The organism is Aeromicrobium halocynthiae (genome assembly GCF_039531385.1).
In the GTDB taxonomy this organism is placed as follows: domain Bacteria; phylum Actinomycetota; class Actinomycetes; order Propionibacteriales; family Nocardioidaceae; genus Aeromicrobium; species Aeromicrobium halocynthiae.
Window position 1 is genome coordinate 613,242 of sequence record NZ_BAAAPY010000001.1, and the last position, 20,444, is coordinate 633,685.

27 protein-coding genes are annotated in these 20,444 nt (G+C 71.5%); 9 read left to right on the top strand and 18 right to left on the bottom strand.

The window, feature by feature from the left end; all coding sequences use genetic code 11:
* Positions 1-44 precede the first annotated feature (44 nt).
* Positions 45-962, top strand: a complete 918-nt coding sequence (locus ABD213_RS03015; protein WP_344324081.1) for a carbohydrate kinase family protein — start codon at positions 45-47, stop codon at positions 960-962.
* A gap of 2 nt (positions 963-964) precedes the next feature.
* Here the strand turns inward: ABD213_RS03015 and ABD213_RS03020 are convergent, their stop codons facing one another.
* A complete protein-coding gene (locus ABD213_RS03020) occupies positions 965-1,390 on the bottom strand; it encodes an SRPBCC family protein (RefSeq protein WP_344324083.1) in 426 nt (141 codons plus the stop codon).
* Positions 1,391-1,416: 26 nt separating this feature from the next.
* Between ABD213_RS03020 and ABD213_RS03025 the strand changes: the two genes are divergently transcribed.
* The gene (locus ABD213_RS03025) at positions 1,417-1,881 is read left to right on the top strand and encodes a tRNA (cytidine(34)-2'-O)-methyltransferase (protein WP_344324085.1); all 465 of its coding nucleotides are present in this window, start codon (positions 1,417-1,419) and stop codon (positions 1,879-1,881) included.
* A gap of 35 nt (positions 1,882-1,916) precedes the next feature.
* On the opposite strand, the gene ABD213_RS03030 is transcribed toward ABD213_RS03025, so the two are convergent.
* A complete protein-coding gene (locus ABD213_RS03030) occupies positions 1,917-3,068 on the bottom strand; it encodes an acyl-CoA dehydrogenase family protein (protein WP_344324088.1) in 1,152 nt (383 codons plus the stop codon).
* 154 nt (positions 3,069-3,222) lie between these two features.
* Here ABD213_RS03030 and ABD213_RS03035 point away from each other — a divergent pair, with 154 nt between their 5' ends.
* The 5 genes from ABD213_RS03035 (at position 3,223) to ABD213_RS03055 (ending at position 7,626) form a co-directional block, all read left to right on the top strand.
* Positions 3,223-3,867, top strand: coding sequence for an ABC transporter permease (locus ABD213_RS03035; RefSeq protein WP_344324090.1), 645 nt, complete (start codon positions 3,223-3,225; stop codon positions 3,865-3,867).
* The gene (locus ABD213_RS03040; protein WP_344324092.1) at positions 3,864-5,051 is read left to right on the top strand and encodes a betaine/proline/choline family ABC transporter ATP-binding protein; all 1,188 of its coding nucleotides are present in this window, start codon (positions 3,864-3,866) and stop codon (positions 5,049-5,051) included. The genes ABD213_RS03035 and ABD213_RS03040 overlap by 4 nt, the downstream gene beginning before the upstream one ends.
* Positions 5,048-5,836 (top strand): ABC transporter permease, encoded by a 789-nt coding sequence (locus tag ABD213_RS03045; RefSeq protein ID WP_344324094.1) that lies wholly within the window; start codon positions 5,048-5,050, stop codon positions 5,834-5,836. The genes ABD213_RS03040 and ABD213_RS03045 overlap by 4 nt, the downstream gene beginning before the upstream one ends.
* A gap of 42 nt (positions 5,837-5,878) precedes the next feature.
* A complete protein-coding gene (locus ABD213_RS03050; protein ID WP_344324097.1) occupies positions 5,879-6,826 on the top strand; it encodes a glycine betaine ABC transporter substrate-binding protein in 948 nt (315 codons plus the stop codon).
* Positions 6,827-6,936: 110 nt separating this feature from the next.
* Entirely contained in the window at positions 6,937-7,626 is a 690-nt protein-coding gene (locus tag ABD213_RS03055; RefSeq protein WP_344324100.1) for an SGNH/GDSL hydrolase family protein, read from the top strand.
* Here ABD213_RS03055 and rdgB read toward each other — a convergent pair.
* The 11 genes from rdgB to clpS all read right to left on the bottom strand — a co-directional run bounded on the left by rdgB (position 7,619) and on the right by clpS (position 14,766).
* On the bottom strand, positions 7,619-8,245 hold the full coding sequence (rdgB, locus tag ABD213_RS03060) for an RdgB/HAM1 family non-canonical purine NTP pyrophosphatase (protein WP_344324103.1): 627 nt from the start codon (positions 8,243-8,245) through the stop codon (positions 7,619-7,621). The two genes, ABD213_RS03055 and rdgB, sit on opposite strands and share 8 nt — an antisense overlap.
* Complete coding sequence (rph, locus tag ABD213_RS03065) at positions 8,245-8,967, bottom strand: ribonuclease PH (RefSeq protein WP_344324106.1); 723 nt, start codon at positions 8,965-8,967, stop codon at positions 8,245-8,247. Before rph ends, rdgB begins: the two co-directional genes overlap by 1 nt.
* A gap of 43 nt (positions 8,968-9,010) precedes the next feature.
* Positions 9,011-9,760: an MBL fold metallo-hydrolase gene (locus ABD213_RS03070; RefSeq protein ID WP_344324109.1), complete on the bottom strand. Its 750-nt coding sequence runs from the start codon at positions 9,758-9,760 to the stop codon at positions 9,011-9,013.
* Positions 9,757-10,566, bottom strand: coding sequence for a glutamate racemase (murI, locus tag ABD213_RS03075; RefSeq protein ID WP_344324112.1), 810 nt, complete (start codon positions 10,564-10,566; stop codon positions 9,757-9,759). The genes ABD213_RS03070 and murI overlap by 4 nt, the downstream gene beginning before the upstream one ends.
* A 69-nt stretch (positions 10,567-10,635) precedes the next feature.
* The gene (locus ABD213_RS03080) at positions 10,636-10,914 is read right to left on the bottom strand and encodes a hypothetical protein (RefSeq protein WP_344324115.1); all 279 of its coding nucleotides are present in this window, start codon (positions 10,912-10,914) and stop codon (positions 10,636-10,638) included.
* A gap of 117 nt (positions 10,915-11,031) precedes the next feature.
* Positions 11,032-12,009, bottom strand: a complete 978-nt coding sequence (locus ABD213_RS03085; RefSeq protein WP_344324118.1) for a ribose-phosphate diphosphokinase — start codon at positions 12,007-12,009, stop codon at positions 11,032-11,034.
* 69 nt (positions 12,010-12,078) lie between these two features.
* Positions 12,079-13,029, bottom strand: coding sequence for a PLP-dependent cysteine synthase family protein (locus ABD213_RS03090; protein ID WP_344324121.1), 951 nt, complete (start codon positions 13,027-13,029; stop codon positions 12,079-12,081).
* Complete coding sequence (locus tag ABD213_RS03095) at positions 13,026-13,331, bottom strand: MoaD family protein (protein ID WP_344324124.1); 306 nt, start codon at positions 13,329-13,331, stop codon at positions 13,026-13,028. The genes ABD213_RS03090 and ABD213_RS03095 overlap by 4 nt, the downstream gene beginning before the upstream one ends.
* 1 nt (position 13,332) lies before the next feature.
* On the bottom strand, positions 13,333-13,827 hold the full coding sequence (locus tag ABD213_RS03100; RefSeq protein ID WP_344324128.1) for a M67 family metallopeptidase: 495 nt from the start codon (positions 13,825-13,827) through the stop codon (positions 13,333-13,335).
* A gap of 61 nt (positions 13,828-13,888) precedes the next feature.
* A complete protein-coding gene (locus ABD213_RS03105) occupies positions 13,889-14,470 on the bottom strand; it encodes a DUF2017 domain-containing protein (RefSeq protein ID WP_344324131.1) in 582 nt (193 codons plus the stop codon).
* Positions 14,467-14,766: an ATP-dependent Clp protease adapter ClpS gene (clpS, locus tag ABD213_RS03110; RefSeq protein WP_344324134.1), complete on the bottom strand. Its 300-nt coding sequence runs from the start codon at positions 14,764-14,766 to the stop codon at positions 14,467-14,469. Before clpS ends, ABD213_RS03105 begins: the two co-directional genes overlap by 4 nt.
* 46 nt (positions 14,767-14,812) lie before the next feature.
* Between clpS and ABD213_RS03115 the strand changes: the two genes are divergently transcribed.
* Positions 14,813-16,129, top strand: a complete 1,317-nt coding sequence (locus ABD213_RS03115) for a nicotinate phosphoribosyltransferase (protein WP_344324698.1) — start codon at positions 14,813-14,815, stop codon at positions 16,127-16,129.
* Positions 16,122-16,718: an isochorismatase family protein gene (locus ABD213_RS03120; protein ID WP_344324137.1), complete on the top strand. Its 597-nt coding sequence runs from the start codon at positions 16,122-16,124 to the stop codon at positions 16,716-16,718. Before ABD213_RS03115 ends, ABD213_RS03120 begins: the two co-directional genes overlap by 8 nt.
* A 4-nt stretch (positions 16,719-16,722) precedes the next feature.
* Here ABD213_RS03120 and ABD213_RS03125 read toward each other — a convergent pair whose 3' ends face one another.
* The 5 genes from ABD213_RS03125 to ABD213_RS03145 form a co-directional block, all read right to left on the bottom strand.
* Positions 16,723-16,863, bottom strand: a complete 141-nt coding sequence (locus ABD213_RS03125) for a hypothetical protein (RefSeq protein ID WP_344324140.1) — start codon at positions 16,861-16,863, stop codon at positions 16,723-16,725.
* Positions 16,864-16,937: 74 nt separating this feature from the next.
* The gene (locus tag ABD213_RS03130; RefSeq protein WP_344324143.1) at positions 16,938-17,909 is read right to left on the bottom strand and encodes an LLM class flavin-dependent oxidoreductase; all 972 of its coding nucleotides are present in this window, start codon (positions 17,907-17,909) and stop codon (positions 16,938-16,940) included.
* Positions 17,910-17,958: 49 nt separating this feature from the next.
* Positions 17,959-18,564: an acyltransferase gene (locus ABD213_RS03135; RefSeq protein ID WP_344324146.1), complete on the bottom strand. Its 606-nt coding sequence runs from the start codon at positions 18,562-18,564 to the stop codon at positions 17,959-17,961.
* A complete protein-coding gene (locus ABD213_RS03140; RefSeq protein ID WP_344324150.1) occupies positions 18,539-19,441 on the bottom strand; it encodes an oxygenase MpaB family protein in 903 nt (300 codons plus the stop codon). Before ABD213_RS03140 ends, ABD213_RS03135 begins: the two co-directional genes overlap by 26 nt.
* Before the next feature lie 52 nt (positions 19,442-19,493).
* Positions 19,494-20,432, bottom strand: a complete 939-nt coding sequence (locus ABD213_RS03145; RefSeq protein ID WP_344324153.1) for an alpha/beta hydrolase — start codon at positions 20,430-20,432, stop codon at positions 19,494-19,496.
* Positions 20,433-20,444 lie beyond the last annotated feature (12 nt).

Genomic DNA, 20,444 nt, shown 5'->3' on the forward strand with positions numbered 1-20,444 from the left:
CGCGACCGCGGGTCCGATCGGCCTCGATGGGGCAGGATGCAGACATGATCCTCGTCGTCGGAGAAGCCCTGGTCGACGTCGTGCGCCGACCGGGCTCCGGCACGTCCGTCCACCCCGGGGGGTCGCCCGCCAACGTCGCGGTCGGGCTCGGCCGCCTGGGGCTGCCGGTCGACCTCGCCGCCACCATCGGCGAGGACGAGCACGGCACGCTGCTGCGACGCCACCTCGAGACCGCCGGCGTGCGTCTCCTGGACGGACTGGACGTCCCGAGCAGGACGGCGGTGGCCGAGGCGACGCTCACCCACGACGGCAGCGCGTCCTACACCTTCGACCTCACCTGGGACCCCGGGACGATCACCCCGAGCAGGCCGCCGGAGATCATCCACACCGGGTCGATCGCGGCCTACCTCTCCCCCGGCGCCGACGTCGTCGAGGACCTCGTGCGGCGCCACGCCCCGACGTCGATCGTCACGTTCGACCCCAACGTCCGGCCCGCGCTCGTGCCGGATCGTGAGCATGCCCGGGAGCAGGTGGCGGCGTTCACCCGGCTGGCCGACATCGTCAAGGTGAGCGACGAGGACCTCGCCTGGCTCGAGCCGGACGCCGACGTCGACCTCGTGGCCCAGCGCTGGCTGGCCGAGGGACCGGCCGCGGTCATCGTCACCCTCGGCGCGCGGGGAGCCCGTACCTACACCCATCACGGGTCGCTCGCCATGCCCTCCTCGCCCGAGCGTGTCGTCGACACCGTGGGCGCGGGGGACGCGTTCATGTCCGGCCTGGTCGGCGCGCTCGTCCACGAGGGCCTGATGGGCATCACGGGCAGCGCCGAGCTGCACGCCGCCGATCTCGTCATGTGGCGCCGCGTCACCGCCGTGGCGTCACGTTCCGCCGCGATCGTGGTCGCGCGGGCCGGCTCACAGCCACCGTGGCGCGAGGAGCTGTTCGGCAGCGACGGGCCCTGAGCTCAGGGGACCAGCCTGGCCAGTCCCGCCGGGATGCGCTGGCGCAGCCCCAGGGCGACGACCTGCGCCAAGCCGGGGACCGCGGCGTCGAAGCCGATGCGGTACTCCAGACGCGTCCCGCCGTCGGCGGTGGGGAACAGCCGCTGCTCGCCCCAGTGGCCCTTCAGCGGGCTGCCCTTGGTGATCCGGTAGGCGATGAGCTCGCCGGGGACGGACTCGGTCACCGTCTCCTCGAAGGCCGGGAGCGGCCCGATCTTCAGGCGACGGACCGAGCCCACGCCGTTGCGCTCGGTCTCGCCGTCGCGGACCCGCGTGACCGACGCGCCGAAGACCGGACCGAGGTTCTCGTGCTCGCTGAGAGCCGCGTGGACGGTGGCCGGGTCGGAACGGAAGGTGTGGGTGAGGTCGACGCGCACGGGAGCAGGCATGGCCGTCACTCTAGGCTGTCGTCCTGATGTTCCGCATGCTGTTCCACGAGCCGAGGATCCCGGGCAACACGGGCAACACGATCCGCCTCGCCGCCGCCACCGGCGCCGAGCTGCACCTCGTCGAGCCCCTGGGCTTCGACCTGTCCGACGCCAAGCTCAAGCGGGCCGGGCTGGACTACCACGACCTCGCGACGGTGACGGTCCACCCCGACCTCGAGACGGCGCTCGCGGCGATGGACGGGGCCCGGGTCTTCGCCTTCACCGTCCAGGCGACCCGGACCTACACCGACGTGGCCTACGAGCCGGGGGACGTGCTGATGTTCGGCGCCGAGCCCACCGGGCTGCCCGAGGCCGTCCAGCAGCACCCCCGCGTCACCGACCGGCTCCGGCTGCCGATGCTGGCGGGGCGTCGCTCGATGAACCTGGCCAACTGCGCCGCGGTGGCCGTGTACGAGGCCTGGCGCCAGCACGGGTTCCCCGGCGCCCAGTGAGACCAGCGCCGGTGAGACCCAGGAGCAGCTGAGTCTCAGGTGAAGGCGTTGATGCCGGTCTCGGCGCGGCCGATGAGGAGCTTCTGCACCTGGCTGGTGCCCTCGTACAGGGTCATCACGCGCGCGTCGCGCAGGTACTTCTGCACCGGGTAGTCGTCGATGAAGCCGTAGCCGCCGAAGGCCTGCATCGCGATGTTCGAGGCTCGCACCGCTGCCTCGGAGGCGAACAGCTTGGCCTTGGACGCGGCGACCCCGAACGGCTCCCCGCGGTCGATCAGGTCGGCCGCGCGCCACACGAGCAGCCGGGCGGCGTCGGCGTCGAGGCTGAGGTCGGCAACCATCTCCTGGACCAGCTGGAAGCTCGCGATCGGCTTGCCGAACTGCTCGCGGGTCGTCGTGTACGCGACGACCTCCTCCAGGCATCCCTGCACGATCCCGGTGCAGCTGGCGCCGATCGCGACACGACCCTTGTCGAGCGTCTCCATCGCGATGGCGAAGCCGCGACCCTCCTCGCCGAGCATCGCCGAGGCCGGCACGCGGACATCGTCGAAGGACAGCTCGGCGGTGGCCTGGCCGCGCAGGCCGAGCTTGCCCTCGATGGTGGTCCGCGAGAAGCCCGGGGCGTCCGTCGGCACGAGGAACGCCGAGATCCCGCGTGGCCCGTCGTCCCCCGTGCGGGCGAAGACGAGGGCGACCTCGGCCCACGTGCCGTTGGTGATGAAGATCTTGCTGCCGTCGATGACGTAGTCGTCACCGTCGCGACGCGCCCGCGAGCGCAGGTGGGCGGCGTCGGACCCGTGGCCGGGCTCGGTGAGCCCGAAGCAGCCCAGGGCGGCTCCTGCGGTCAGCCGTGGCAGCCACTCGGCCTTCTGCGCGTCCGTGCCGTGCGCCAGCAGGGGCTTGGCGACCAGACCCGTCGAGACCGAGACGATGCCCCGCACCGACGAGTCCGCCCGTCCGAGCTCCTCCATGGCCAGCATGTACGTCAGGTGGTCGCCGCCGACGCCGCCGTGCTCCTCGGGGATCGTGAGGCCGAAGAACCCGAGCTCGCCGAGCTTGGGCAGCAGGTCCAGGTCGACGGACTCGGCCCGGTCCCAGTCGCGGCGGAACGGCACGATCTCGGCGTCGCAGAAGTCGCGCGCGAGGCGCCGGAACGCAGTCTGCTCCTCGGTGAGTCCCAGGTCCATGACGGCCAATCTACTGCGGCGCTGGACACCCTCGGCGTGGCGCGGATCTCGACCTTTCGGCCCGTCGACGGAGCGGACCGCGTATCGTGACCCATCAACCAGCCCCCGAGACCCGCACGTACCAGCCACTGACGCCGAACCAGACCGGAGCCACGTGACCTTTCTCGAGTACCTCGAGCGCAACTGGGAGAACTTGATCGAGCTGTCGATCGAGCATGCGCAGCTGGTCGTCATCTCGATGCTGATCGCCGTCGCGATCGGCATCCCGCTGGGGGTCCTTGGACACCGCAGCGGACTGCTGCGCGCCCCCATCCTCAGCGTGACGTCCTTCTTCCTGACCCTCCCGTCCCTGGCCCTGTTCGCCCTCTTCATCCCGATCTTCGGGTTGGGAGCCCCTCCCGCGATCGCCGGGCTGACGCTCTACGCCCTGCTCCCCGTCGTGAGCAACACGATCGCCGGCCTGGGGTCCGTCAGCCCCGCCGTCGTCAAGTCGTCCCGGGGCATGGGCATGGGCCCGGCGCGGCGGTTGCTGCAGGTGGAGCTGCCGCTGGCCTGGCCGGTCATCATCACCGGCATCCGCGTCTCCACGCAGGTCATCGTCGGGATCGCCGCCATCGCGGTGTTCGTGGGCGGTCCCGGGCTGGGCAACGAGATCTTCCGCGGACTCCGGTCCGTGCCCAACGCGAACGCCCCCAACCTCATCTACGGCGGGACCCTGGCGATCATCGTGCTCGCCCTGCTGTTCGACGCCGTCTTCGTCCTGATCCGCCGCCTGACCACCTCGCGAGGAATCCGATGACCACGTCCGAACGGCCGATGATCGAGCTGGTCGAGCTCACCAAGACCTTCCCCGGGCAGAGGAAGCCCGCCGTCGACAAGCTGAGCATGAGCATCGAGCGGGGGGAGATCGTCGTGTTCGTCGGCCCCTCGGGGTGCGGCAAGACGACGTCGATGGAGCTGATCAACCGTCTCATCGAGCCGTCGTCGGGGCACATCATCATCGACGGCGAGGACGTCACGAACGGTGACCCCGACGAGCTGCGTCGTCGCATCGGGTACGTCATCCAGGAGACCGGGCTGCTGCCCCACCGCACGATCGCCCAGAACATCGGTACCGTGCCCAAGCTGCTCGGCTGGGACAAGGCCCGCATCTCCGCCCGCGTCGACGAGCTGCTCGGCATGGTCGGGATGGACCCGCAGGTCTACCGCGACCGCTATCCCAAGGAGCTGTCCGGAGGTCAGCGCCAGCGCGTGGGCGTGGCCCGGGCGATGGCTGCCGACCCCCCGGTGATGCTGATGGACGAGCCGTTCGGGGCGATCGACCCCATCACCCGCGACCGGCTCCAGAACGAGTTCCTCCGCTTGCAGGCCGAGATCCAGAAGACCATCATCTTCGTCACCCACGACATCGACGAGGCCATCAAGATGGGCGACCGGATCGCGGTGCTGCGCGAGCAGTCCCACATCGCCCAGTTCGACACGCCGGAGAAGATCCTCTCCGAGCCCGCCGACGACTACGTGGCCGACTTCATCGGCGCCGGCGCCTCGCTGAAGCGCCTCAACCTCAGTCGCATCCGCGACGTGGAGATGACGACCGACACCCCGACCGGTCTGCTCAGCGAGGAGACCGCCGCGCTGCGCCAGCGGCTCCTCGAGTCCGACTGGACGGCCATGCTGCTGCTGGACGAGCAGCGTCGCCCCCGGCGGTGGGTGACCATCGGCGACCTGCGCCGGGAGGGACGCTCGCTCGACACGGTCGGCCTCCCCGCCCACGCCGTCGTCGAGGGGCACTCGACCCTCGCGGACGCCCTGAACGAGCTGATCGAGTCCAACGGCGGCGTCGCCGTCGTCGTCGACGCCAAGGGCGCCTACCAGGGCATCGTCGACCTGGAGACCATCATGGTGGCGGTCCGCGCCATGCGCGAGGAGCACTCGGCCTTCTACCTCGCACAGAAGCAGCAGCCCGAGGACGCGGCACGATGACCGACGCACCGGTCGTCGCCAGTGGGACGGGACCCCTCAAGGTCGAGAGGGCCTCGGACCGCGGCTCCGTGCTCTCCTGGGTCGGCATGCCGATCTTCCTCGCCGTCGTCTTCACGGGCACCTACCTCTGGGTGCAGTCCCAGGAGCTCGGTGGGGTGGAGCAACGGGTCCTGACCCGTGCCCAGCTCACCAGCCGCACCATCCAGCACCTGGAGCTGACCGCCGTCTCCACGCTGATCGTCATCCTGATCGCGATCCCCCTCGGCGTCCTGCTCACCCGACCGTTCGCGCGGTCCCTGGTCCCCGTCGTGCTCGCGGTGGCGAACATCGGGCAGGGCATCCCGTCGCTGGGCCTGCTCGCCATCATCTTCGTGGCCTTCGGCCAGCTCGGCTTCACGCCGGTCGTGCTCGGCCTCGTCGCCTACTCGACCCTGCCGATCCTGCGCAACACGATGGTCGGCCTGCAGCAGGTCGATCCCAGTCTGATCAAGGCCTCCCGAGGCATGGGGATGTCGTCGCTCGCCATCCTGCTGCGCGTCGAGCTGCCGCTCGCGGTCCCGGTGATGATCGCCGGCATCCGCACGGCCCTGATCATCAACGTCGGCACGGCGACGCTCGCCACGTTCTTCGGGGCGGGCGGACTGGGCTACATCGTCTACAACGGCATCACGCTCAATCGCACCACCGTGCTGATCACCGGCGTCGTGCTCGTCTCGGGCCTCGCCCTGGTCGTCGACTACCTGGCCGGCGTCGTCGGCCGCCTCCTCGCTCCACGCGGTCTGTGACCGCGGGGCCATCCCACCCCCGACGCTCTCGAAAGGAGCATCATGAACAGAAGGTTCCTCGCCATGACCGGCGCGGCCGCCGTCATCACCAGCCTCGCTGCCTGCGGAGGTGGCGACGGCGGCGGCAGTGACACCGAAGGCATCTTGGAGGGCGCCTCGATCACCGTCGGCTCGAAGGACTTCGACGAGCAGCTGATCCTCGGGCACATCAGCCGTCTCGCCCTCGAGAACGCCGGCGCCGACGTGACCGACGAGATCAACACCGGCGGTACCGACGTCGCACGCGCGGCGCTCACCTCCGGCAACATCGACACCTACTGGGAGTACAACGGCACCGCGTGGATCTCCTTCTTCCAGGAGGAGGACCCGATCCCGGATCGCATCGAGCAGTACGAGGTCGTGCGCGACCGCGACCTCGAGGAGAACCAGCTCCACTGGCTCGAGCCCGCGCAGTTCAACAACACCTACGCGCTGGCCTACCAGGCCGACGCGGCGGAGGACCTCGGCAGCCCCGAGAGCCTGTCGGACCTCGCCGACATCATCGCCAACGATCCCGACCTGGCGACGCTGTGCGTGGAGAGCGAGTTCTCCGCCCGCAACGACGGCCTGCCCGGCATGGAGGAGGCGTACGGCTACGAGTTCCCCGCCGGCAACGTCACCGAGCTGGACACCGCGATCGTCTACTCGGCGACCGCCGACCGCAACCCGTGCAACTTCGGCGAGGTCTTCACCAGCGACGGTCGCGTGAGCGCGCTCGACCTCGTGGTCCTCGAGGACGACCTGGGCTTCTTCCCGCTCTACAACCCGAGCCCGGTCTTCACCGACGAGGTCTACTCCGAGTACGGCGAGCAGCTCGACGAGATCTTCAACCCCATCGCCGAGGCGCTGACGCAGGAGGCGATGACCGAGCTCAACGAGCGGGTCTCCGTCGACCTGGAGCAGCCGCAGGACGTGGCCGAGGACTGGATGAGCGAGAACGGCTTCATCTGAGGTCTGCTGCACGCACGGAGGGCGGTCCCGGTCACCGGGACCGCCCTCCGTGCGTCGCAGCCATCCAGCGACCCCCTCCCGGACGTAGAGTCGCCGCAGGAGGGTGAGAGATGGTCACGAGAGGGGTCGGCTGGGCCGGGCTGACGGTGCTCACGGCCGTCGTCCTGGCAGTGAGCCTCACGTTCGTCGGCGGTGCGGCCGACGGCGCCCATGCCGTTGACCGTCCGTTCGAGCGCGGGATCGTGGTGGTCGGCGACTCGATCACCGCGCGCTACAGCGACCGCGCAGGGACCCCCGACGAGGCGTGGTGGAGCATCGTCGGGCGCCGTCTGGGGACCGACGTCCGTACCTACGCGCAGTCGGGCTCGGGCTACCTCCGGCGAGGACTGCGCTGCACCGGGGACACGTTCCCCGACCGGACCGCCGCCTTCGAGGACCCTCCCGCGGTCTTCGTCATCGCCGGAGGGCGCAACGACTGGGCGCGCTGCGAGCGCGGACAGCACGTCCGTGCCGGCGACGCGGAGATCGCCGCGGCCGTGACGACGTACCTCCGCCTCGTCCAGCAGCGACTCCCTGCGAGCACGCGCATCGTGGTCCTCGAGCCGCCGTGGGGCGACCGCGACCCGTGGGAGCAGCGCCGGCTCACCTCGATCGTGCGGACGGCGGCGGGTCGGGAGGGGGTGGAGTTCGTGGCGACCGCCGGCACCCTGACCGGCGCCGACCGGACGACCGACGGCGTCCACCCGACGCGCGCGGGCAGCGTGGCCCTCGGCGAGCGGGTCGCGGCAGCGCTCAGGTGAGGACGCGCGCGACGTGCGGGGCGATGCGTCGCAGGGCCTCACCCCGGTGGCTGATGCGGTCCTTGTCCTCGACGCTCAGCTCGGCGGTGGAGACCTCGTGGCCGTCGGCTGCGAACAGCGGGTCGTAGCCGAATCCGCCGGCGCCGCGCTCCTCGCGCAGGATGCGCCCGGGCATCTCCCCGGACTCCACGACCTCCACGCCGCCGGGCACGCACAGCGCGACGACGCAACGGAACCGTGCGCCACGACGTCCGTCCGGGACGTCGCCCAGCTGACCGAGCAGAAGTCGGTTGTTCGTGGCGTCGACGACCCCACGCTCGGCGCCTGAGGCGACGACGCCGGCGGACCACCGGGCCGACAGCACGCCGGGCATGCCGTTCAGCTCATCGACGCACAAGCCGGAGTCGTCGGCCAACGACGGCAGGCCGGTGGCCGCCAGCGCGGCGCGGGCCTTGATGAGCGCGTTGCCCTCGAACGTCGCCTCGGTCTCGGCCGGCTCGTCGTAGGCCGCGACGTCACCCAGTCCCAGGACCTCGACGCCGGGGACGAGGGGCGCGAGGATGCGCTGGAGCTCGGCGAGCTTCTTGACGTTGTTCGACGCCAGCACCACCTGGGCCATCAGCGTTCGAGCGCCTCGGTCTGCAGGCGCGTGAGGTCGGCGCAGCCCTTCGTGGCCAGGGCGAGCAGCGCGTCGAGCTCGGCACGGTCGAACGGCGCACCCTCCGCGGTTCCCTGGACCTCGATGAACGAGCCCGACCCGGTCATCACGACGTTCATGTCGGTCTCGGCGCGCACGTCCTCGACGTACGGCAGGTCGAGCATCGGGACGCCGTCGATGATGCCGACGCTGACCGCGGAGACCGACTGCTTCAGCGGCTCCCCGGCCAGTGCTCCCAGGCCGCGCAGGTGGGCCACCGCGTCGGCCAGCGCGACGTAGGCACCGGTGATGGCCGCCGTACGGGTGCCACCGTCGGCCTGCAGCACGTCGCAGTCGATGGTGACGGTGTTCTCGCCGAGCGCCGCGTCGTCGACCGCAGCGCGCAGGGACCGGCCGACCAGGCGGGAGATCTCGTGCGTGCGCCCACCGACGCGGCCCTTCACGGACTCGCGCGGCGACCGGTCGTGGGTGGCCTGCGGCAGCATCGCGTACTCGGCGGTCACCCAGCCGAGTCCCGAGCCCTTGCGCCAGCGCGGCACGCCCTCCTGAGCGCTCGCGGCGCACAGCACGCGCGTCCTGCCGAACTCGATCAGGCAGGAGCCCTGGGCGTGGTCGAGCCAGCCTCGGGTGATGGTGATGGGGCGGAGCTCGTCGACGGCACGGCCGTCCTCGCGGGAGGTCATGCCTCGAGCCTACCGAGGCGCGTCGGGAGGCCAGATGGCCCGCTCAGAGGTCGTACACGTCGCCGGCGCGGACGATGTCGTACGGACCGGCGTAGGTGGTCAGCAGGTCGGACTCGACCTCCGCGGCGTCGGTCCAGGAGGGGATGTGGGTCACCAGCAGTCGGCCGACGCCGGCGCGGGCGGCGTACTCCCCCGCCTCGGCCCCGGTCAGGTGCAGGTTCGGCGGGTTCTCGTTGGACTCCACGAACGAGGCCTCGCACAGGAAGAGGTCGGCGCCCGCGGCGACGTCGACGAGGGCGTCGATGGGTGCGGTGTCGCCGGAGTAGGCCACGACCTTCCCACCGGCCTCGACGCGGAAGGCGTACGCGGTGACCGGGTGGTCGACCAGGGTCGGCGTGACGGTGAAGGGTCCGATGTCGACGCTCTTGCCGTCGGTCCAGTCGTGGAAGTCGAACTGGTCGCCCAGCTGCAGACCCTCCGTGCGTCCGTAGGAGCTGGCCAGGAAGGGGCCGGCACCGTCGGGGGCGTAGATGGGGATCTCCGGCATCTGGCCGTCGGGGTGGTACTTGCTGACCACGAAGAAGCCCGTGAGGTCGAAGCAGTGGTCGGCGTGCAGGTGGCTCAGCGCGACGGCGTCGATGTCGCGCAGGTCGACGTGCCGCTGCAGGGGGCCCAGCGCGCCGCTGCCGAGGTCGAGCAGGAGGCGGAACCCGTCGTGCTCCAACAGGTAGCAGCTGGAGGCGGAGTCCGGTCCGGGGAACGAACCGGCGCAGCCGACGATCGTGAGCCTCACGCGACCACCACCTGGCTGACCTGGTCGACGTCGCCGACCTCCGGCCCGAGGAAGCGGCGGCCGAGGACGCCGAACTCGTCGGGCCGGCCCGTGGTCAGGAAGCGGTGCTCGGGAGCAGCAAGGGCGGGGTCGCGCTCGAGGCCGTCGGTCACGAGACGAGCGTAGACGTCCTTGGCGGTCTCCTCGGCGCTCGACACGAGCGTGACGGCGTCGCCGAGCACGTAGGAGATCGCCCCGGTGAGCAGCGGGTAGTGGGTGCAGCCCAGCACGACGGTGTCGGCTCCCGCAGCACGCACCGGCTCGAGGTACTCGCGGGCCGCGGCGACGACCTCCGGGCCGCTCGTCGTGCCCGCCTCGACGAGGTCGACGAAGCGAGGGCAGACCTGGGTGTGCACGCGGATGCCCGGATTGGCCGCGAAGGCGTCGTCGTAGGCCCCGGAGGAGGCGGTGGCACGGGTGCACAGCACCCCCACGACACCGGACCGGGTGAGGCGTGCGGCGCGACGGGTGGCCGGGACGATCACCTCGACCACGGGGACGTCGTAGCGCTCCCGGGCGTCGCGCAGCACTGCGGCGCTCGCGGAGTTGCACGCGATGACGAGCATCTTGACGCCTCGTCCGACGAGCTGGTCCAGGCACTCCAGGGCGTACTCGCGGACGGCAGCGATGGGCTGGGGTCCGTACGGTGCACGCGCGGTGTCACCGAGGTAGGTCACGGCCTCGTGCGGCAGCTGGTCGATGACCGCGCGCGCCACGGTCAGGCCCCCGAAGCCTGAGTCGAAGATCCCGATGGGTGCGTCCGCCACGCACGCAAGGGTACGGGGCGGTCCGGGGTGCCACCACCCTCCCTCCGCCGGGGCGGACGGACGTCCTGGTCACCCGATGTTCAGGATCCGTTCGAGGAAGCGACGGGTCCGCTCGGCCGAGGGGTCGGCGATGACCTTCTCCGGAGGGCCCTGCTCGACGACGACTCCGCCGTCGATGGCGACGACCCCGCTCCCGCTTCGTCGCTCGTGTCCGACGCCAGTCGCGGCAGACCACGTGCGTGCCCCACTGCCACTGACCGAAGACGGGGTGGCCACGAGGCACACGACCAGCATCGACACCGTCGTCGAGAGCACGAACAACCGTGTGCGCCTGTTGGACAGCGACATGTCCACCCCAGGTCACAGGTCGTCACGACCCGTTCGATCGAGATCATGAGGACCGGCGTGGTCCTGTCGACGGTCCCGGTCAGGACCCGGTCCCCGCCGTTGCGGCGACGGATTCGATCACAGCGGCAGCTTCGGCTGCGGCGGCGCGTGCGCGGGGTCGACGCCGTCGAACAGGCTCGAGACCGACTCCCCCGCGTGGATCCGCGCGATCGCCTCGGCGAACAGCGGCGCGACCGAGCGGACCGTCAGCTCCGGCCAGTCCGGCGGGGGCGGGACGGTGTCGGTGGTGACCACCTCGGTGATGCCGGGGTGGTCGCGCAGGCGCTGCACGGCCTTGCCGGTGAAGAGCCCGTGCGTGCAGGCGACGGACGCCTGGTGGCACCCCTCCTCCTGCAGCGTGTCCATGAGCTCGACGATCGATCCGCCCGTGGCGATCTCGTCGTCCAGCACGATGGCGCGCCGGCCGGCGACGTCGCCGACGATCGCGTCGATGACGACCTTGTCGTCGGCCTTGCGCTGCTTGCTGCCCGCGGCGACCGGCACGCCCAGCAGACGGGCGAACAGCGATGCTGTCTTGGCGTTCCCGAGGTCCGGTGAGACCACCACGGCGTCGGTGAGGTCCTGCCCGCGATAGTGCTCGGCGATCTCGCCGATCGCGGTGAGGTGGTCGACGGGCACGGTGAAGAACCCGTGGACCTGAGGCGCGTGCAGCGTCATGGTCACCACCCGCTGGGCACCGGCCGTGACGAGCATGTCGGCCACGAGACGACCGCCGATGGAGATGCGTGAGGCGTCCTTCTTGTCGCTGCGGGCGTACGCGTAGTGCGGCATCACCACCGTGATCGACGCCGCGGAGGCGCCCCGTGCGGCGTCGATCATCAGCAGCAGCTCCATGAGGTGCTCCTGCGTGGGCGGCACGAGCGGCTGGATGATGTAGACGTCGCGCTGACGACAGTTGGCCAGCAGCTGGACCTGCAGGCAGTCGTTGGAGAACCGCACGCAGTCCGACGGCGACAGGCCCACTCCGAGGGCGCTGCACACGTCCTCGGCGAGCGCGCGATGGGCACTGCCGGAGAAGACCACGATGTCGCGCACGCCCCGAGGCTAGCCGAGGCGACGGTCGCCGGGTAGACCCGTCTCAGCGGGACGGACGGGCCGGCGCGATCAGGCCCAGAGCTGGCCCTCCAGCGCGTCCTCGGCCTCGTCGAGCGTGCCCTCGTAGGCACCGGTCGACAGGTACTTCCAGCCGCCGTCGCAGACGATGAAGGCGATGTCGGCTCGTTCACCGGCCTTGACGCACTTCGCGGCCTGTGCGAGGGCCGCGTGCAAGATCGCGCCCGTCGAGACCCCGGCGAAGATGCCCTCGGCCGCGATGAGCTCGCGCACCCGACGCACCGCGTCGCGAGGTCCGACCGAGAACCGGGCGTCGATGAGCATCTCGTCGTACAGCTCCGGCACGAACCCCTCGTCGAGGTTGCGCAGCCCGTAGACCAGCTCGCCGTAGCGAGGCTCCGCCGCCACGACGCGCACGTGCGGGGCGTGCTCGCGGAAGTAGCGTCCCGCGCCCATCAGGGTGCCGGTGGTGCCGAGCCCGGCGACGAAGTGCGTGATCTCCGGCAGGTCGGCGTGGACCTCAGGGGCCGTCCCGTTCTGGTGGGCGGCGGCGTTGGCGGGGTTGCCGTACTGGTACAGCATCACCCAGTCGGGGTTCTCCGCGGCGAGTCGCTTGGCCACCCGCACGGCCTCGTTCGACCCACCCGCTGCCGGGGAGGCGATGATGCGCGCACCCCACATGCGCAGCAGCACTCGACGCTCCTCGGAGGTGTTCTCCGGCATCACGCAGACCAGGTCGTAGCCGCGCTGGGCGGCGACCATCGCCAGGGAGATGCCGGTGTTGCCGCTCGTGGGCTCGAGGATCGTGCAGCCCGGCGTCAGGGTGCCGTCGGCCTCGGCCTGCTCGATCATGGCCAGCGCGGCGCGGTCCTTGATGGACCCCGTCGGGTTCTGGTCCTCGAGCTTGGCCCACAGCCGGACCTCCGGGCTCGGGGAGAGCCGTGGCAGACCCACGAGCGGGGTGTGGCCGACGGAGTCGACCAGGGAGTCGTACCGGGTCATGCAGGACGACGCGCCGCGCCTCGGACGGCGGAACCACCAGCCACGGCCGGCAGGATCACGACGGTGTCGCCGTCGGACAGCTCGGTCTCGAGCCCGCCGGTGAAGCGGATGTCCTCGTCGTTGACGTAGACGTTGACGAACCGGCGCACCGCGCCGTCCTCGACCATGCGCTCCTTGATGCCCGGGTGCGCGGACTCCAGGCTCTCGACGAGCTCGGCGACGGTGTCGCCGGAGCTCTCGACGGCACGCTCGCCGCCGGTGTAGGTGCGAAGGATGGTCGGGATCCGGACCTCGATGGCCATGTCAGGACGTCGCTCTCTGGTCGGTGCTGGACTCGTGGGGGCTGGACTCGTGGGGGCTGGAGGGGACATCGGCATAACCATCGACGACCCGGACTTCTTCCTCGCTGACCTCGCCGTCGACGATCCGGTAGGACCGGAAGTCGACCGGTCCGGACTCGTGGGCGCCGTCACGGGTGGAGACGAGCACGTAGTGCGCACCCGGCTCGGACGCGAGGTCGACGTCGGTGCGCGACGGGTAGGCCTCGGTGGCGGTGTGGGAGTGGTAGACGACGACGGGGTCCTCGTCGTTGTCGTCCATCTCGCGGTACAGGCGCAGCAGGTCACCGGAGTCGAACTCGTAGAAGGTGGGTGACATCGCGGCGTTCAGCATGGGGACGTGGCGCTCCGGGCGGTCGGAGCCCGCGGGCCCGGCGACCACGCCGCACGCCTCGTCCGGGTGGTCGCGACGGGCGTGGTCGATGATCGCGTCGTGGATGGCACGGTCGATGATCAGCACGCCCGCGAGTCTATCGACGCCGCCGCACGCCGCCGGTCGCCGCCAGGGCGTGAGACGGACCTCAGGTGGGGTCGACGGCTGCGATGAGCGACTCCTGCACCCAGCCCAGCCAGTCGTAGACGTCCGCCATGGCGCGGACCCCCTCGTCCTCGCGGTGGTGCACGTGCTCGGTGTCCTCGTCGGTCTCGATGCCGAGACGGACCGCGAGGGAGAGGCGCACGTCGGTGAGCGAGCGCAACCACGCCTGGACGTCGGCGTCGTCGAGCTCGACCTCGACCTCCCCCGCGCCCTCGTCGTCGGGGTCGAGACCGCCGTCGACGAGCGTGCCGATGAGCCGCTCGGCGTTCGCGACCTTGGCCGACGTGAGCGACTTCTCGGTGAAGCGGCGGAACTCCGCGGCGTCCTCGTCGTCGTCGCGGTAGGCATCGGGAAGCAGCCGCTGCAGGACGGGGTCGTCCGGGGGCAACGACGGACCACCGATGCCGAGCGCGCTGCCGAGGGGGTCGGCGCTGGACTCCTCGGTGCCGTGCCGGTCGCGCAGCAGCTCGACGACCTGTCCGGCCAGGCTCGCCAGGACGTGGGCCTCGGCCGGCTCGAACGTCGCCGTGATGCCACCTCGACGACGGCGGGCGAAGGACCTCATGGTGCGTCCGATCGCTGGAGGGTCGCCCACAGGCCGTACTCGTGCATGGCCTGGACGTGGCGCTCCATCTCCTCGCGGCTGCCGGAGGAGACGACAGCCTTGCCCTCGTGGTGGACGGCGAGCATCAGCTCGGTGGCCTTCTCCTCGGTGTAGCCGAAGTAGTTGCGCAAGACGAAGGTCACGTAGGACATGAGATTCACGGGGTCGTTCCAGACGATGGTCACCCACGGGCTCTGGAGCGCCGTGACGTCCTGGACGTCGGGCTCCTCGGTCTCGACGGGGGCTGCCTGGGTCACTCCCCCATTGTGACGCAGCCGCGCCGAAGCGCGAAGGGTCCCTAGGCTGGGGAGGGTGACCACCGCGCTGCTGACCGACCACTACGAGCTGACGATGCTGCAGGCCGCGCTCGCGGACGGCACGGCCCGGCGGCGCTCCGTCTTCGAGGTCTTCGCCAGGCGCCTGCCCCAGGGACGACGTTACGGCGTGGTGGCCGGCACGGACCGGCTGCTGGACGCGCTCGAGGAGTTCACCTTCGACGCGGCGACCGTGGACTGGCTGCGCGAGGCGGACGTCGTCGACGACGCCACGCTCCAGTGGCTGTCGGGGTACCGCTTCTCCGGCGACGTGTGGGGCTACCTGGAGGGTGAGGCGTACTTCCCGGGGTCGCCCGTGCTCGTCGTGGAGGGGACCTTCGCCGAGGCCGTCGTGCTGGAGACCCTCGTCCTGTCGGTCCTGAACCACGACGCCGCGATCGCGTCGGCGGCGGCGCGGATGGTGGGTGCGGCGCAGGGGCGACCGTGCCTGGAGATGGGATCGCGACGCACGCACGAGCAGGCGGCCGTCGCCGCCGCCCGCGCCGCCCACGTCGCCGGGTTCGCCGCCACCTCCAACCTCGAGGCCGGTCGACGGCACGCGGTGCCCACGACCGGCACGAGCGCGCACTCCTTCACCCTCCTGCACGACAGCGAGCACGACGCCTTCCGGGCCCAGGTCGACTCCCTCGGCGCGGGCACCACCGTGCTCGTCGACACCTACGACGTCGCCGAGGCGGTCCGCACCGCCGTCGAGGTGGCCGGCCCGGACCTGGGGGCCGTGCGGATCGACTCCGGCGACCTGCCCTCGCTCGCGCGGTCCGTGCGCGACCAGCTCGACGCGCTCGGCGCCACCTCGACCCGCATCGTCGTGACGTCCGACCTCGACGAGCACGCCATCGCCGCCCTGGCCGCAGCCCCCGTGGACGGGTACGGCGTCGGCACGGCACTCGTCACCGGGTCGGGGGCGCCGACGTCGGGCTTCGTCTACAAGCTCGTCGCGCGCGAGGACGACGACGGCACGATGCGTGCCGTCGCGAAGCGCAGCACCGACAAGGTCTCGGTGGGGGGTCGCAAGCACGCGGCGCGACGCCTCGACCCGGACGGCCGGGCCGTCGCCGAGATCGTCACGATCGCCGAGCACGCCCGGCACGGACCCGACGACCGTGCCCTCCTGCACCCGCTCGTGCGGGCCGGCCGGCGGGTCCACCACGACACCATCGGACAGGCGCGCGAGCGCCACCGCGCAGCGATGGACGAGCTGCCGCCCACGGCCACCCAGCTCTCGCGCGGCGAGCCCGCGCTGGAGACCGTCATCGTCCACGAGGAGAGGAACCGCCATGAGTGAGACGACCCACGACCCCGACCACGACACCGACGACGTCCCTGCCACGACGGCACTGGTCGTCGTCGACGTCCAGAACGACTTCTGCGAGGGCGGCTCGCTCGCCGTCAGCGGTGGGGCGGACGTCGCTCGTCGGGTGCACGAGCTGATCGGCTCGGGCCGTTACGCGACCGTCGTCGCCACGCGCGACCACCACATCGACCCCGGCTCGCACTTCTCCGCGACGCCGGACTTCGTGGACTCCTGGCCGCCGCACTGCGTCGTCGGGACGCCCGGCGTCGAGCTCCACGCACCGCTGCGCGACGACGCGTTCGCCGCGATCTTCGACAAGGGCGAGTACACGGCCGCCTACTCGGGGTTCGAGGGAACGGACGCCCAGGACGAGAGCCTCGCCGCCTGGCTGCGCCGCCACGGTGTCACCGCGATCGACGTGTGCGGGATCGCGACGGACCACTGCGTGCGGGCCACCGCCCTCGACGGCGCACGGGAGGGCTTCGCGGTGACGCTGCTCTCGGACCTGACGGCGGCGGTCGACCCCGGGCGCGTCGGGGCGGTGCGCGACGAGCTCGCCGCTGCCGGCGTGCGGGTCTGAGACGTCAGCGGCTGCTGCTGAGGACCGCGGTCTCGTCGACGGGCGCGACGTCGTCGTCGGGCTCGAGGACGGCCAGGAACCCGCCGAGGGCGACGACGGTCAGCACGGCGACGGCGGAGCGGGCGGCATCGGATCGCAGGACCATGACCCCACCGTGGACGCGGTGGTCGAACCTGCGTCGGCGACGCTGTGAACGCCGAGCGAACGTCGGGACACCGGTCAGCCGATGAGCTCCTTGGCCAGCAGCTCCACCGTGCGCTCGCGGCCCGGCGCCGTGGCCGGGTCGGTACCGCGTCGCACCGAGGCGACCGGGTCGCCGACGACCGCCTGCGCCAGTCCTGCGTCGACGAGCCCGGCGTGCTGGTCGGGGACCCCCTCGGCCTCGGCGTCCTCGACCACCGCGAGGGGGCGCATGGGCGCCCCGGTCCGCAGCGCGACCATCATGTGCAGGTGGGGCAGCGCGAGGGCCGCCGCCTCCGCGGCGTCGTCGGCGACGACCGCGTTCACCGTGAGGAAGGTGCGCGGGCGCTCGGCGTGCTCGCTCGGACGGAAGCGGGAGCGGTACAGCTCGAGGGCCTGGGCCGTGCCCTGGCCGCTGAAGTGGTGCGCGAAGACGTACGGCAGACCCTTCTCGGCGGCGAGCTCGGCGGAGTAGGCGGACGAGCCGAGCAGCCAGAGCGCCGGGACGCTGCTCGCGGCGGGCGTCGCCTTGAGGACGTAGTGCTGGCGCGGCACGGCGACGCGCACGCCGTCGGCACCCATGAGCGCCATCACGTCGTCGAGGTACTGCGGGAACTCGGCCACGTCGGCGTCGCCGCGGCCGGCAGGTCCGCGCAACGCCATCGACGTGACGGGGTCCGAGCCGGGGGCTCGGCCGATGCCGAGGTCGATGCGGCCCGGGTGGGCGGCCTCGAGCAGCGCGAACTGCTCGGCGACGGCCAGCGGAGCATGGTTGGGCAGCATGACGCCACCGGACCCGATGCGGATGTGCTGGGTGTGCGCGGCGAGGTGCGCGATGACCACCGGCGGGCTCGTGGAGGCCACCGACGGCATGTTGTGGTGCTCGGCGACCCAGTAGCGCTCGAAGCCGCTGCGGTCGGCGACCTGCGCGAGCCGCGTGGAGGCCGCGAGGGCGTCACCGGTCGTCTGGTCGGTTCGGACGGGCACGAGGTCGAGCACGGACAGGCGCATGCCCTGGTCAACGCCCCGGCCCGTCCACATCTTCCATGGCGGCCGTGTTTCAGCGCAGGCTGCGCACCACGCGTGCCGGTGAGCCGACGGCGACCGACCAGGCGGGCACGTCGTGCGTGACCGTGCTGTTGGCGCCGATCACGCACCGCTCGCCGATCGTGACGCCGCTGGTGACGACGACGTGCGCACCGAGCCAGCAGTCGTCGCCGATGCTCGTGCGACCGCGGCTGACGAAACCTTGCTCGGTGATCGGGCGGTCCGGGTCGACCACGGCGTGGTCGGCGTCGGTCACGACGCACCCGTTGGCCAGCATGCAGTGGTCGCCGATGCTGACGTCGTGCAGCGAGGCGACCATGACACCGAGGTTCAGGAAGCTCCCGGTCCCGATCGTGATGCGACCGGACCCGGTGAGCCACACGTCGGGCTCGAGGAGCGTGTGAGGGCCGATCCTCAGCCGACCCTCGCGCAGCATCTGCAGCGGCTCGCCGAGCAGCCGTCCGCGGGCGAGCACGCGGCGCCGGGCGAGCTCGCGGGCCAGCCGGAGCCGGTCGAGCGAGCCGTGCCCGCTGTGCAGCCAACGCCTGGTGTGCCAGGCCTCGCGGACCCAGCCGGGCTCGATCCGGGTCGGGTCACCGGGCGGCTGCGACACGGGCACCGATCTGCTCGTCGTCGGGCATGGTGCTCGGGAAGGTGCCCAGCCGCTCCACCAGGTGGCCACCGGGGTAGGACCGGACCCGGTGCGACGCCGAGGCCTTCCACGGCCTCGCCCGTGGTGGCAGCAGCCGCACGACGCGCCCCCGCACCTCCAGGCCCAGGTGCGCCAGGCGACGCACCCACGCCGGCGGGGCCTCGTAGGCGAAGGCGCGCAGCAGGTGGTCGTCCATGATCGCCTTCGCGAAGATGCCCATGAAGGGGCGCAGAGGACGCGGGTAGAAGGTGACGAACAGGTCGAGCGTGGCGTCGGCGACGCGACGCGATCCCGGGTGGTACGCGAAGTGGCGCGCCTCGTACTCGTCGAGGAACCGCTCGAACGCCGCGAAGTCCGCCGGCAGGTCCTTGATGCCCATGAGACGACCGAGGCGTCGGTAGTAGGACGTGGTGGCCTCGATCTCGTGGTCGGTCAGGTTGCGCCAGCCGTAACGGCGGATCCAGCGCGCCGGCGTCACGACGAAGGTGGAGAGCACGTAGACCATGTCGTCGTTGGAGATGTCGTAGCTGCCGTGCATCTGGTTCATGCGGCGCACGGCGGCACGGCCGTCGCGCGACTCCAGCCCGCCCTCGAGCACGGCCTCGAGCACGATGACCGTGTCGTCGTGGCGCTTCTGGGTCCGCGCACCGAACTCGTCGGTCCGGTCGAGGAGGTCGCCGATCGTGGGCACCGCGTAGGTGCGGAACAACGCGAAGCTGAGCGCCTGGGAGATGTCCCACGGGAACTCGTGCATGGACAGGATGCGCGCGATCTGCTCGTGCTGCGTCTCGGCGTCGAGCCGGTCGGTCTCGCGCTGCCAGTGGTCACGTCGCCAGGGCCTCATGGCCGCGAGCATATTCGTGACAGCACCGCTGTCACAATGGTTCGGCCCAGTGTCAGAGGTGCTCGTCGAGGAAGTGCGCGACGGACTCGACCGCTACTGCAGCGTCGGGCTGGACTCCCGGCAGGCTGACGAAGCCGTGGAGGGCGCGGCCGAACTCCTCCAGGCGGACCGAGACGCCGGCCTCGCCCAGCACGCGGGCGTAGCGTCGACCGTTGTCGGCGAGGGGGTCGCGGCCGGCGACGACCACGAGCGCCGGCGGCAGGCCGGCGTGGTCGCGGTGACGGATCGGCGAGGCGCGCCAGTCGGTGGTGCCGTAGGCGTCGCCGAGGTAGAGCCTCACGAAGGAGCGCATGTTGCGCGAGGTCAGCACCGGGGCGTCGGCGTGCTCGTCCTCCGACGGCCACCGCTCGTAGGCCTCGACTCCCGGGTAGATCAGCACCTGGGCGCGCAGCGCGGGACCGCCCTCGTCGCGGGCCATGAGCGCCACCGTCGCGGCGAGGCCGCCGCCGGCGCTGTCGCCCATCACGGCGAGACGCGAGGGGTCGACGTCGAGGCCCTCGGCCTCCTCGGCCAGCCACTGCAGCGCGGCCCAGGCGTCCTCGACCGCTGCGGGGAAGGGATCCTCCGGTGCGAGCCGGTACTCCGGTGAGACCACGACGACACCGGTGCGGGCAGCCACACGGCTCGCGAACCAGGCCGACTGCTCGGGGTTGCCCTGCACCCAGCCACCGCCGTGCAGGTTCAGGACCCCCGGTAGCCCGGTTCCGGCGTGCGGGCGGTGCACGAGCACGCGCCGCTGTCGACCCTCGATCGTCACGGTCCTCGAGAAGGTCTCGACCGCGTCGGTGGGCTCGCCGAACAGCCGGCGTCCGACGGCCGAGCGCTGCAGCGTCGCGCGCGAGGCTCGCCTCGCCGGGAAGTCGCGCTCCTGGTCGACAGGCGTCGAGAGTCGAGGCTCGAGCAGGGTGAACAACGACGAGAGGAGGGTCACGCGCCGGATCCT

Excerpts from the sequence above, each read along its gene's own strand:
- ABD213_RS03030 (WP_344324088.1), bottom strand. The coding sequence starts at position 3,068 with ATGGACCTGGGACTCACCGAGGAGCAGACTGCGTTCCGGCGCCTCGCG.
- ABD213_RS03130 (WP_344324143.1), bottom strand. The coding sequence starts at position 17,909 with ATGCGCCTGTCCGTGCTCGACCTCGTGCCCGTCCGAACCGACCAGACG.
- ABD213_RS03095 (WP_344324124.1), bottom strand. The coding sequence starts at position 13,331 with ATGGCCATCGAGGTCCGGATCCCGACCATCCTTCGCACCTACACCGGC.
- ABD213_RS03050 (WP_344324097.1), top strand. The coding sequence starts at position 5,879 with ATGAACAGAAGGTTCCTCGCCATGACCGGCGCGGCCGCCGTCATCACC.
- ABD213_RS03140 (WP_344324150.1), bottom strand. The coding sequence starts at position 19,441 with ATGAGGCCCTGGCGACGTGACCACTGGCAGCGCGAGACCGACCGGCTC.
- ABD213_RS03045 (WP_344324094.1), top strand. The coding sequence starts at position 5,048 with ATGACCGACGCACCGGTCGTCGCCAGTGGGACGGGACCCCTCAAGGTC.
- ABD213_RS03125 (WP_344324140.1), bottom strand. The coding sequence starts at position 16,863 with ATGGTCCTGCGATCCGATGCCGCCCGCTCCGCCGTCGCCGTGCTGACC.
- ABD213_RS03120 (WP_344324137.1), top strand. The coding sequence starts at position 16,122 with ATGAGTGAGACGACCCACGACCCCGACCACGACACCGACGACGTCCCT.
- ABD213_RS03090 (WP_344324121.1), bottom strand. The coding sequence starts at position 13,029 with ATGACCCGGTACGACTCCCTGGTCGACTCCGTCGGCCACACCCCGCTC.
- ABD213_RS03015 (WP_344324081.1), top strand. The coding sequence starts at position 45 with ATGATCCTCGTCGTCGGAGAAGCCCTGGTCGACGTCGTGCGCCGACCG.
- ABD213_RS03020 (WP_344324083.1), bottom strand. The coding sequence starts at position 1,390 with ATGCCTGCTCCCGTGCGCGTCGACCTCACCCACACCTTCCGTTCCGAC.
- rph (WP_344324106.1), bottom strand. The coding sequence starts at position 8,967 with ATGACCTCCCGCGAGGACGGCCGTGCCGTCGACGAGCTCCGCCCCATC.
- ABD213_RS03040 (WP_344324092.1), top strand. The coding sequence starts at position 3,864 with ATGACCACGTCCGAACGGCCGATGATCGAGCTGGTCGAGCTCACCAAG.
- ABD213_RS03080 (WP_344324115.1), bottom strand. The coding sequence starts at position 10,914 with ATGTCGCTGTCCAACAGGCGCACACGGTTGTTCGTGCTCTCGACGACG.
- rdgB (WP_344324103.1), bottom strand. The coding sequence starts at position 8,245 with ATGGCCCAGGTGGTGCTGGCGTCGAACAACGTCAAGAAGCTCGCCGAG.
- ABD213_RS03025 (WP_344324085.1), top strand. The coding sequence starts at position 1,417 with ATGTTCCGCATGCTGTTCCACGAGCCGAGGATCCCGGGCAACACGGGC.
- ABD213_RS03055 (WP_344324100.1), top strand. The coding sequence starts at position 6,937 with ATGGTCACGAGAGGGGTCGGCTGGGCCGGGCTGACGGTGCTCACGGCC.
- ABD213_RS03105 (WP_344324131.1), bottom strand. The coding sequence starts at position 14,470 with ATGAGGTCCTTCGCCCGCCGTCGTCGAGGTGGCATCACGGCGACGTTC.